The sequence below is a fragment of the Microbacterium sp. genome (assembly GCF_035687345.1).
Lineage (GTDB): Bacteria > Actinomycetota > Actinomycetes > Actinomycetales > Microbacteriaceae > Microbacterium.
The window spans coordinates 23,735-34,212 of sequence record NZ_DASRXZ010000060.1; the positions used below are offsets into that span (position 1 = coordinate 23,735).

The 10,478-nt window shown below is 69.0% G+C and carries 9 protein-coding genes and 1 pseudogene; 7 read left to right on the top strand and 3 right to left on the bottom strand.

What is annotated here, in order from left to right; genetic code table 11:
- Positions 1 to 11: 11 nt before the first annotated feature.
- Positions 12 to 566, bottom strand: coding sequence for a flavodoxin domain-containing protein (locus VFF97_RS07320; protein WP_325032835.1), 555 nt, complete (start codon positions 564 to 566; stop codon positions 12 to 14).
- Positions 567 to 700: 134 nt separating this feature from the next.
- On the opposite strand from VFF97_RS07320, the gene VFF97_RS07325 reads away from it, so the two are divergent.
- Positions 701 to 1,825 carry an aminopeptidase P family protein gene (locus VFF97_RS07325; protein ID WP_325032836.1) on the top strand — a complete coding sequence of 375 codons (1,125 nt, stop codon included), beginning with the start codon at positions 701 to 703 and terminating at the stop codon, positions 1,823 to 1,825.
- A gap of 2 nt (positions 1,826 to 1,827) precedes the next feature.
- Positions 1,828 to 2,745: an SMP-30/gluconolactonase/LRE family protein gene (locus tag VFF97_RS07330; RefSeq protein WP_325032837.1), complete on the top strand. Its 918-nt coding sequence runs from the start codon at positions 1,828 to 1,830 to the stop codon at positions 2,743 to 2,745.
- Here VFF97_RS07330 and VFF97_RS07335 read toward each other — a convergent pair.
- Positions 2,742 to 4,112, bottom strand: a complete 1,371-nt coding sequence (locus VFF97_RS07335) for a glutamate decarboxylase (RefSeq protein ID WP_325032838.1) — start codon at positions 4,110 to 4,112, stop codon at positions 2,742 to 2,744. The genes VFF97_RS07330 and VFF97_RS07335 overlap by 4 nt on opposite strands.
- Positions 4,113 to 4,631: 519 nt before the next feature.
- Here VFF97_RS07335 and VFF97_RS07340 point away from each other — a divergent pair.
- On the top strand, positions 4,632 to 5,855 hold the full coding sequence (locus VFF97_RS07340) for an MFS transporter (protein WP_325032839.1): 1,224 nt from the start codon (positions 4,632 to 4,634) through the stop codon (positions 5,853 to 5,855).
- 3 nt (positions 5,856 to 5,858) lie between these two features.
- On the opposite strand, the gene VFF97_RS07345 is transcribed toward VFF97_RS07340, so the two are convergent.
- Positions 5,859 to 6,782 (bottom strand): LysR family transcriptional regulator, encoded by a 924-nt coding sequence (locus VFF97_RS07345; protein ID WP_325032840.1) that lies wholly within the window; start codon positions 6,780 to 6,782, stop codon positions 5,859 to 5,861.
- Between the two features lie 155 nt (positions 6,783 to 6,937).
- Between VFF97_RS07345 and VFF97_RS07350 the strand changes: the two genes are divergently transcribed.
- The 4 genes and pseudogenes from VFF97_RS07350 to VFF97_RS07365 form a co-directional block, all read left to right on the top strand.
- Entirely contained in the window at positions 6,938 to 7,957 is a 1,020-nt protein-coding gene (locus VFF97_RS07350; RefSeq protein WP_325032841.1) for a VOC family protein, read from the top strand.
- Between the two features lie 11 nt (positions 7,958 to 7,968).
- Positions 7,969 to 8,928, top strand: coding sequence for a fumarylacetoacetate hydrolase family protein (locus VFF97_RS07355; protein WP_325032842.1), 960 nt, complete (start codon positions 7,969 to 7,971; stop codon positions 8,926 to 8,928).
- Between the two features lie 58 nt (positions 8,929 to 8,986).
- A complete protein-coding gene (locus tag VFF97_RS07360) occupies positions 8,987 to 10,123 on the top strand; it encodes an FAD-dependent monooxygenase (RefSeq protein WP_325032843.1) in 1,137 nt (378 codons plus the stop codon).
- Positions 10,120 to 10,478: pseudogene (locus VFF97_RS07365) on the top strand (amidohydrolase); the annotation flags it as partial. The gene VFF97_RS07360 and the pseudogene VFF97_RS07365, both read left to right, overlap by 4 nt.

The window sequence follows — 10,478 nt, forward strand, 5'->3', positions numbered from 1 at the left end:
CGCCTCCCGACTCAGGTCTGTGCTCTTTCGACGGACCCGACAGGCGTGCCGAGCTCGTCGGCGATCGCATCCGCCCACGCGTCGATCTCATGCCACTCGCGGAAGTCGCCGTTCGGGAGCAGGTCGCGGACCGCGGGCATCCACACGACCATCCGATCGGCCCCGCGCAACTGCTCGTGGTCGTATGCGCCTCGGAACACCTTCTTGCCGCGCGGACCGAGCAGCCCCTCATACTCGGCGAACTGCTTCGGCTCCGCTTCCTTCAGCACGTCCTTGCCGTCCTTGTCGACGACGTCGGTGCCGAGGGGGCCACTCGCGAAGAGCCAGACGGGATGGGCCGAGAGCTCCGCCGCGTGGCGCTCCACGAACTTCCTCGCGCCCTTGCGCCAGTTGAAGGCGTAGACCGCCGAGCCCACGATGTACGCGTCGAATCCGGATGCGTCGTCGATGTCCATGCACGAGCGGACGCTGACCTCGTGCCCGCGCTCGCCCAGACGGTCGCCCAGTCGCTCGGCGATGCCCTGCGTCGCGCCGTACTTGCTCGCGTAGGCCACCAGGATCCTCATGGTCGTTCCCCCTCCATCGGTCGGGACCTCAGCGACCCACGGTAGGTCGGTGCCATCCGCGGGCGCGGTACTAAGGTCCCGCGGTCACGCGTATCCTGACCGGCAGCGTCGACCCACACCGAAGGAGGTGCGCGATGAACGCCGCTCCCGTCCCGTTCACCACCGAGGATTTCCGAACGCGCATGGAGCGCGCCGTGGAGGACGCCGTCACGGAGGGGCTCGACGGCCTCCTGGTGACCCCCGGGCCGGACCTGCTGTGGCTCACGGGTTACAGCCCGACCGCGATCACCGAACGGCTGACGCTGCTCGTGCTGAGCACCGACGCCGAGCCGCGGATGCTCGTGCCGACGCTCGAGCGGCCCGACCTGGACTCCGCGGTCGGCGCACCCGCACTCTCCATCAGCGATTGGCGCGACGGCCAGGACCCCTACGACGTCGCCGCGGGGCTGCTGCGACCGGGAGCGCAGTACGCCGTGTCGGACTCGACGTGGGCCATGCACCTTCTCGGGCTTCAGCGACGGGTCGCGGACACGCGGTACTTCGCGATCACCGAGCGGCTCCCCATGCTCCGCGCGGTGAAGGACGCCAATGAGCTCGCGCGCCTCGAGGCGGCGGGCGCAGCGGCGGATGCCGCGTTCCAAGAGGTCGTGAACCTCTCGTTCGCGGGAAGGAGGGAGACGGATGTCGCGGCCGACCTCGCACGCCTCTTGCGCGACTTCGGCCACGAGCAGGTCGACTTCACCATCGTCGCATCCGGGCCCAACGGCGCGAACCCGCACCACGAGGCGGGCGAGCGGACGATCGCCGAGGGCGACATGGTCGTGATGGACTTCGGCGGACTCATGCACGGGTACGGCTCCGACACGACGCGCACCGTCGCGGTCGGCGAACCCGCCGCGCAGATGCGCGAGGTGCACGACATCGTCCGCGCGGCTCAGCAGGCCGCGTTCGAGGCGGTGCAGCCGGGCATCGCGTGTCAGGAGATCGATCGCGTCGCTCGCCGCGTGATCACGGAGGCGGGGTACGGCGACGCCTTCATCCACCGCACCGGTCACGGGATCGGCATGACCACCCACGAACCGCCGTACATGGTCGAGGGCGAGGAGCGCCCGATGATGCCGGGCATGTGCTTCTCCATCGAGCCGGGGGTCTACCTCACGGGGCGGTTCGGCGTGCGCATCGAAGACATCGTCACCGTCACCGAGAACGGCGGGCGTCGGTTCAACAACACGACCCGCGAACTGGTCATCGTCGAGTGACCATGGCGGTGACGCACCACTACGAGGACGTGCCCTCTGCCGGCACGGCACGGCCGGCGACCGACGTGTCGCACTACCTTGCCGAGGGTCCGGTGTGGGACGGCATCCGCGACAGGGTCCTGTGGGTCGACATCATGAGCGGCACCGTGCACTCGGGTCGGCTGAGACCCGATGGCACCATCCGGGCCGAGGAGCGGTACGACTTCCCGGACACCGCCGGAGCAGTCGCCGTCGCGGAGACGGGCGAGCTCGTCGTCGCCGGTGCGCATCGCCTGTACTACCGGTCGGTGGACGGTGCGATCCGTGCGGGGAAGAGGCTCGTCTCGGGGGCCGACCGTCGCTTCAACGACGGCAAGCCCGATCCGCGGGGACGCTTCGTCGTCGGCACGCTGGGTCCGGGAGAAGAGCTCCTGATGCGGGTCGACGGCGACGAGGCGACTGTGCTCGACGACGACCTCACGCTCTCCAACGGACTCGCGTGGTCGACCGACGGCAGCCGCTTCTACAGCATCGACACGTGGAGCAAGCGCATCCACGTGCGCGAGTACGACCCGGCCACGGGAGCGACCGGCAGCCGTGAGCTCTTCATGGAGCTCGAGCACGGCGCCCCGGACGGGATGACGACGGATGCCGAGAACCACCTGTGGGTCGCGATGTGGGGCGAAGGGTGCATCCTGCGCATCTCGCCGGACGGGCGGATCGCCGCCCGAATCGACGTCCCGGCTCCGCACACGACGTGTGTCCAGTTCGCCGGTCCCGAGCTCGACACCCTCGTCATCACGACGGCGACCGAGCATCTGACCGCTGAGCAGCTGCGCGCCAGTCCCCTGTCGGGACGGCTGTTCACCGTCAGGCCGGGAGTGCGCGGGAATCCGCCGTACCTCTGGAACGGGCGAATCCCCGAGACGACCACGCGCTAGTGGTGGAACACGTGCGTCTCGCCCTCCGCGGGCATCGTCGAGGTGAGGCCGTCGAGGAACGCCGTCTCGGTGCGGATGTCTTCGAGGAGCTCGCCGGCCAGATCCATGCTCAGCCCGTTGCGGACGACGATGCGCTGCACCGTCATGTCGGCGAGGTCGTCCGGCATCGGGTACGCCGGGACGAGCCACCCCTTCATTCGCAGACGGTCCGACAGGTGGTACAGCGACCAGTTCTTCGTGTGGCCGGGCTTGAGCCGCCACGCGAAGACGGGGATGTCGGAGCCGTCGTTCCACAGCTCGAACGCGCCGATTCCGGCGACGCCCATGGAGAGGAAGAGCGCCACGTCCTGCGCGTCCTTCTGCACCTGCGCATAGCCCTCGCGCCCGAGCCGCAGGAACAGGTAGTACTGCAGCACCACCTGCGCACCCGGCCGTGAGAAGTTGAGCGCGAACGTCGGCATCTCGCCGCCGAGGTAGCTGACCTTGAAGACGAGGTCGTCGGGCAGCCACTTCCGCTCGCGCCACACGACCCAGCCCACGCCCGGGTAGACACCGCCGTACTTGTGACCCGAGGTGGAGATCGAGTGGACCCGCTCGAGGCGGAAGTCCCACACGAGGTCTTTCTGGAGGAACGGCGCGATCATCGCGCCCGACGCTCCGTCGACGTGGATCGGGACGTCGAGCCCGGTCGACGCCTGAATCTCGTCGAGTGCCTTCGCGATCTCGGCGACCGGCTCGTACATGCCCGTGTAGGTCACGCCCATGATCGCCACGACGCCGATCGTGTTCTCGTCGACGTACGACGCGAGGTCGTGGCCGTCGAGCACCTTGTGGTCCTCGCTGATGGGCACGAAGCGCGGCTCGACGTCCCAGTAGTTGCAGAACTTCTCCCAGCACACCTGCACGGCCGAGCTCATCACGAGGTTCGGCTTGTCGATCGGCTTGCCCGCCGCCCGACGCGCGTTCTGCCAGTTCCGCTTGAGCGCGAGCCCGCCGAGCATGCACGCCTCGGACGACCCGGTCGTCGACGTGCCGATGGCGCCGGCACTGCTCGGGGCGTGCCACAGATCGGCCAGCATCCGCCAGCACCGTTCCTCGATCGCCGCGGTCGAGGGGTACTCGTCCTTGTCGATCATGTTCTTGTCGTACGTCTCGGCGTAGAGGCGGTTCGCGTGCTCGTCCATCCAGGTCGTGACGAAGGTCGCAAGGTTCAGCCGCGCGTTGCCGTCGAGCATCGTCTCGTCGTGCACGATCTGGTACGCGGTCTCGGGCAGCATCTCGTGCGCGGGGAAGACATCGTGGTTCCCGACGCTCGCTTCGCCGGCGCGCGTGAACACCGGGGCGAGCTCGTCCCTGTACTCGGCCATGGCCAGACGCTACTGAAGACGGGCGGGTGCGGGAAAGGGTGGCACGCGACACGACCGGTGAATCAGCCCGCTGCGTGCGCGACGTCACGTCGGGCGAGAGCAGCTCGCTCCGCGGAAGCAGCGCGACGACGGCGTGCCTCAGTCGTCGCCGAGGATCGCCGTCGGTCGAACCGCCGACCTCGGCCATGAGTGCACGCACGTGGCGGAAGACGTTCGCGACCTGGTCGTCGAGCGCCTCGGGGAGCTCGCCCGTCACGGGGTCGCGGCCCGTCAACGCGCCTGAGAACACGAACGGTCCCTTTCGGCTCGCCGCCGGGATCGGGTTCTTGTGCTCGAAGCCGGGCAGATCGACGGATTCGCGAGGGGTCATGCGGATGCCTCCGTGGCGATCGTAACCACCGTCGGCGATGCGGTCGACCGATGCGCGGGGCATAAACCGGATCGATGCGCGGCATAAGCGATTTCGGCTTCACCGATAGCCGGTGATCGCGGTTCGATGGCGGGGAACAAAGGAGTTCCATGTCCAGTACGACCACACCCGAGGCATCCTCCACCACCCGTCGCGCCGGAGCGCTGCAGGGAATCCTGCTGCTCGCAGGAAGCTGCATGCCCGTGCTCGGCTCGGTGCTCATCACCCCCGTCCTGCCGCAGCTGTCCGAGCATTTCGCAGGCGTCCCCGGCGCCGAAGTGCTCGTACCGATGATCGTCGCGATCCCGGCTCTCGTCATCGCGATCTTCGCGCCGTTCGCGGGGCAGATCGTCGACCGGCTCGGCCGCAAGACGCTGTTGATCATCACGATGTTCGCCTACGCGCTCGCGGGCACGGCGCCGGCATGGCTCGAGGACCTGAATGCCATCCTGTTCAGCCGAGTCCTCGTCGGCGTCTGCGAGGCGGCGATCATGACGGTGTGCACGACGCTCATCGTCGACTACTTCCATGAGCCGAAGCGCCGGAACAAGTACCTCGGCCTGCAGACCGTGACGACGACGCTCGCCGCGACGGTGTTCATCGCTCTCGGCGGGGCGCTCGGCGTCTCCGGCTGGCACACGCCGTTCTGGGTCTACGCGATCAGCATCGCGATCGCGGTGCCGATGATCTTCGCGCTGTGGGAGCCGAAGGGCGACCCGACCGACACGCACGTGGCGCAGGGCGTCAAGGTGCGCACGCCGTGGCGGCGCATCTGGGTGCGCCTGCTGGTGAGCGTGTTCGGAGGATTCAGCTTCTACGTGCTCATCATCGAAGCGAGCTATCTGGTCGTCGGCACCGGCGTCGCCGCCACCGACACCGGGATCATCGGCGCAGTCGCCGCCGTCGCCTCCCTCGCGACCGCGATCGGTGGCATCTCGTTCACTCGCATGGGCAAGCTGCCGCACAGCGTGCTGCTGCCGCTCGCGTTCGGCCTCCAGGCCGTCGGCATGCTCGTGATCTGGTTCGTTCCGGGACTGGTGGGGATCATCGTGGGCGCGATCATCGCGTCGTACGGCTCCGGCCTCCTCCTCCCGTCGCTGCTCACGTGGGTCGTGGCTCCGACCGCCTTCGAGGAGCGCGGTCGTGTGACCGGCTGGTGGACGGCCGCGTTCTACCTGGGTCAGTTCCTGACCCCGATCCTCATGGGCATCCTCGGGGGCGTGACCGGTGCGCTCGCGATCGGCGTCGGAGTCGTCGGCGTCGCCGCTGCGATCGTCGGTCTCGCGGTCGGCGCCGCCCTGCGGGCACGCTCGCGGGCGTCCGTCGAAGCCTGATCCTCAGCTGCGCGCACTGTTCGCCGCCTCGGCGAACAGTGCGCGCATCCATTCGTGCTCCGGGTCGCGATCGTGGACCGGATGCCACCACAGCGCGTTCTGGATGGGCGTGGCGTCGAACGGCGGCTTGTGCAGCACGATGTCGCCGGGCGCGCTGATGATCGGTGCCAGACCGGCCTGCACGAGTCCGAGCCGGTCGGTGCCCGCGACGTAGAGGGGGAGCGTGAGGAAGCTCTCGACCACGGCGGCGATCCGGGGCTCGATGCCGAGCTGCTGCAGCTGTCGGCTCGCCGACGTGAACGCCGTCCTCGACTGATACGTGAAGACCCACGGAGACTCGGCGATGAGCTCCATCGTGATGCCGTCCGCAGCGCGCGCGTTGTCGGCCGACGCCACGATCAGCCAGTCGTCCTTGCTCATATCGGCGTACGGGAGGTTGTCGAGGAATCCGTGGGGCATGAGCAGCCCGTCCACGTAACGCAGGCGGGTGTCGATGTCGTCGATGATCGCCGGGTTGTGGAGCATGAATCGGAAGCGGACGCCGGGCGCCCGCTCGGCCGCGAGGCGTGAGACCGCACGGCCGATCGTGGCGAAGCTGTAGTCCGAGCCGAAGATGGAGAACTCGCGCGTGGAGTCCTCTGGTGACCAGCCGGCCTGCGCGTCGAAGACCCGGCGCGCCGACTCGAGTGCCGCGGAGGTGTACTCGGTGAGCCGGATCGCGAGCGGTGTGAGCTCGTACGTGTTGCCGCGGCGCGCGAGGATCGGGTCGCCGAAGTGCGTGCGGAGTCGCGCGAGCGATGCGCTGAGCGCAGGCTGGCTCAGATGCAGCCGCTGGGCCGCCCTGGTCACGCTGCGCTCGGTGAGCAGCGCATCCAGGGCGACGAGCAGGTTGAGATCGAGGCGCGAGAGCGGAGGGTGGTCGGACACGGCGTCGCGTCTCCTTCGCGGGTGAGTCGGGTCGTTTCAGCATATAAACACAGGTGATACTCCGCATTGTCGAATTCGGCTTCCCTGATGATGATCGCGGACGGATGCTGGACGCAGGGATCACACCCGAAACGCTTGATGGAAAGGGATCGAAGATGATCAAGCTGCTCTCGCACCTCTCTTACATCGCCGTCACGTCGCCGGACGTCGAGGCGTCGGTGAAGTTCTACGAGGAGCAGGTCGGCCTCACCGTCGTGGACCGCGTCGACGGCACGGCGTACATGCGCTGCTGGGGCGATTACTACGCGTACTCGCTCGTGATCGTCCCGGGTGATGAGCCCTCGCTGCACACGATGGCCTGGCGCACGACGAGCGCCGAGGCGCTCGACGAGGCCGCGAAGCGCATCGAGGCCGCCGGCGTCCAGGGCGAATGGCTCGACGACGTGCACAAGATCGGCCGCGCGTACCGGTTCACGGGTCCCTTCGGCCACTCGATGACCCTGCACTGGGATGTCACGCGTCACCAGGCGGGCGGAGCGGAGGCCTCGATCTTCCCCGACCGTCCCGAGAAGCGGTCGAAGGTCGCCGGCGCTCCGCGCCAGCTCGACCACGTCACGGTCGCCGCGAGCGACGTCGACGAGTTCGTCAAGTGGTACGTCGACGTGCTCGGCTTCCGCTTCATGGCGCGGACCGTCCTCGACGAGGCCCCGATCTCGGTCTTCTCGGTGCTCACGACGAACGAGAAGTCGCACGATCTCGGCGTCGTCCGCGACGGCTCGACCCGCGCGGGGCGCATCAACCACTACGCGTTCTGGGTCGACACGCGCGAGGAGCTGCTGATCGCCGCCGACACGCTCATGGAGAACGGCATCGCGATCGAGTACGGTCCGTCCATCCACGGCATCGGCGAGCAGAACTTCCTCTACTACCGTGAGCCTTCGAGTCTGCGCATCGAGCTCAACACAGGCGGTTACCGCAACTACGTCCCCGACTGGGAGGCCAACACGTGGCGGCCGTCGCAGGGATCGAACAACATGTACCGCAACGGAGCGATGCCGATGTCGATGACGGAGTCGTTCCCGCCGGCCGACGGCCCGAGTGCGACGGAGGAGGGCGTGCCCGAGGAGATCCGCGCGGCGCTGCTCAACCCGCACGCGAAGCACGGACAGGGCTGAGACCCGGACACATGGCGAGCACGACACCCGCACCCTTCGCCCTCGTCCGCTTCCGCGACGGCGAGGCGATCCGGCTCGGACTCGCGGCGGGTGAGCGCGTGCGTGCGCTCACCCCCGACGAGCTCGGCGCGCCGACGCTCAACGACTTCCTCGCGGCGCCCGACTGGGATCGTCTTGCAACGCTCGCCGAAGGCGACGGCGACTGGCATCCGCTCGCCGGCGTCACCCTCACCGCTCCCGTCGAGCCGAGGCAGGTGCTGCAGACGGGCGCGAACTACCGCCAGCACGTGATCGAGCTCGTGGTCGCCGGGCTCACGCAGGACTCCGACCGGACGCCGGAGGAGGCGCGCGAGTTCGCGGCGAAGCTCATGGACGAGCGCAAAGCGAACGGCGAGCCGTACTTCTTCATCGGGCTGCCCGCGTGCGTCGTCGGCGACGACGTGCCGCTCGTGCTGCCCGCGTACAGCGACGTGCACGACTGGGAGCTGGAGCTCGCCGTCGTGATCGGGCGCGAGGCGTTCCGCGTCTCGCGCGAGGAGGCGCTCGACCACGTCGCCGGCTACACGATCGTCAACGACATCACGACGCGCGACCTCGTGTTCCGCAAGGATATGAAGGAGATCGGCACGGACTGGTACAGGGCCAAGAACGCCCCGGGCTTCCTGCCGACGGGGCCGTTCTTCGTGCCGGCGCCGTTCGTCGACGGCTCGAATCTCGAGGTCCGCCTCGACCTCAACGGCGACGTCATGCAGGACGCGTCGACGAGCGATCTGCTCTTCGACATCCCCGCGCTCATCTCGGGGGCCTCGTGGAACATGCCGCTGCTGCCGGGCGACCTGCTGCTGACGGGCTCGCCCGCAGGCAACGGACAGCATTGGAAGAGGTTCCTGCGCGACGGCGACGTCATGACGGGGACGATCGAAGGACTCGGCACGCAGGTCGTGCGCTGCGTCGCCGAGAGCGCCGCCTGACCTGCGCGCCGCGCGCGCGACGAGACGAAACGACACCAGAACAGGGAGGTTCTGAGAAATGACCGCAGTGAACAAGGTCGCCATCGCCGGAGCCGGCGCCGTGGGCCTGGCCGCGGCGATCCAGCTCGCGAAGTCGGGCGTCGAGGTCGACGTGTTCGAGGCCAAGCCCGAGCTGACGGCGCTCGGCTCCGGCATCTCGCTGCAGGGCAACGCCCTGCGCGTGTTCGACGCGCTCGGCGCGTGGGACGACATCCGTGCCGCGGGCTTCGCGTTCGAGGGGCTCAACCTGCGCGCGCCCGGCCCGGGCGCGCCGATCGTCGCCGAGCTTCCCGACGTCAAGACCGGCGGCCCCGACTATCCGGCCGCGATGGGCATGCCGCGCCCCGCGCTCGCCCGGATCCTGCTCGACCACGCGCAGCGCGCGGGCGCGAACGTCCGGTTCGGGGCGAAGGTCACCGGTTTCGCCGAGACGGCGGATGCCGCGGTCGAGGTCTCCGTGGACGACGAGCCCGCGGGCATGTACGACCTGCTCATCGGTGCGGACGGCCTCAACTCGACCGTGCGCGACGCGCTCGGCATCGAGACGAAGCCCGAGCCGAACGGCATGGGCATCTGGCGCGCGTTCGTCTCTCGTCCGGCCGAGGTGCAGCGCACGGAGCTGTACTACGGCGGGCCCGTCTACATCGCCGGCTACACCCCGACGGGTGAGGGCACGATGTACGCGTTCCTCGTCGAGAAGGCGCAGGACCGCTTCGGCGTCTCCGACGAGGAGGCGACGCGCATCATGCTCGAGGAGTCGCGCGCGTACGACGGTCCGTGGAACGCGATCCGCGCCGACCTCGAGAAGGGCGCGCACGCGAACTACACGTGGTTCACCAAGCACATCGTCGAGGCGCCGTGGAACCGCGGCCGCGTCGTCATCATCGGCGACGCCGCCCACTCGTGCCCTCCGACGATCGCGCAGGGCGCGGCGCAGGGCCTCGAGGATGCGCTCGTGCTCACCGAGCTGCTCACGACCGGCGACGCCGTCGACCAGGAGCTGTGGGACGCGTTCCACGCACGGCGCCTGCCCCGCGCGAAGGCGGTGGTGGAGGCATCCGTCCAGCTCGCGCAGTGGCAGATCGACGGAGACCGCGACGCCGACGCCGGCGGCCTCATCTTCGGCATCGCCCAGCAGATGGCGCAGCCCGCATGACCGTCGTCGACGTCCACGCCCACCTGCTGCTGCCCACGCTGCACGCCGAGGTCGAGCGCCGTGCGCCCGAGGGGGTCGCGCAGGCTGCCGCGCTCGAGCTCAAGCGCCACGGTCCCGAGAGCCAGCGCATCTCGGGAGCGATGGTCGGCGCGCGCATCCCGAAGCTCACCGACCTCGCCGTGCGCCTCGCCGACATGGACGCGCAGGGCGTCGACCGGCAGTGGGTGAGCGTGTCGCCGAACCACTTCTACCCGTGGGCGCCGGAGGGCCTCGCGGTGTGGATCGCGCAGGAGGCGAACCGCCTCGTGGCCGAGCACGTGGCGCAGGCGCCCGATCGGCTCACGGGTCTCGGGGT

Coding starts and splice junctions, on each gene's coding strand:
- VFF97_RS07320 (WP_325032835.1), bottom strand. CDS start 566: ATGAGGATCCTGGTGGCCTACGCGAGCAAGTACGGCGCGACGCAGGGC.
- VFF97_RS07325 (WP_325032836.1), top strand. CDS start 701: ATGAACGCCGCTCCCGTCCCGTTCACCACCGAGGATTTCCGAACGCGC.
- VFF97_RS07330 (WP_325032837.1), top strand. CDS start 1,828: ATGGCGGTGACGCACCACTACGAGGACGTGCCCTCTGCCGGCACGGCA.
- VFF97_RS07335 (WP_325032838.1), bottom strand. CDS start 4,112: ATGGCCGAGTACAGGGACGAGCTCGCCCCGGTGTTCACGCGCGCCGGC.
- VFF97_RS07340 (WP_325032839.1), top strand. CDS start 4,632: ATGTCCAGTACGACCACACCCGAGGCATCCTCCACCACCCGTCGCGCC.
- VFF97_RS07350 (WP_325032841.1), top strand. CDS start 6,938: ATGATCAAGCTGCTCTCGCACCTCTCTTACATCGCCGTCACGTCGCCG.
- VFF97_RS07355 (WP_325032842.1), top strand. CDS start 7,969: ATGGCGAGCACGACACCCGCACCCTTCGCCCTCGTCCGCTTCCGCGAC.
- VFF97_RS07360 (WP_325032843.1), top strand. CDS start 8,987: ATGACCGCAGTGAACAAGGTCGCCATCGCCGGAGCCGGCGCCGTGGGC.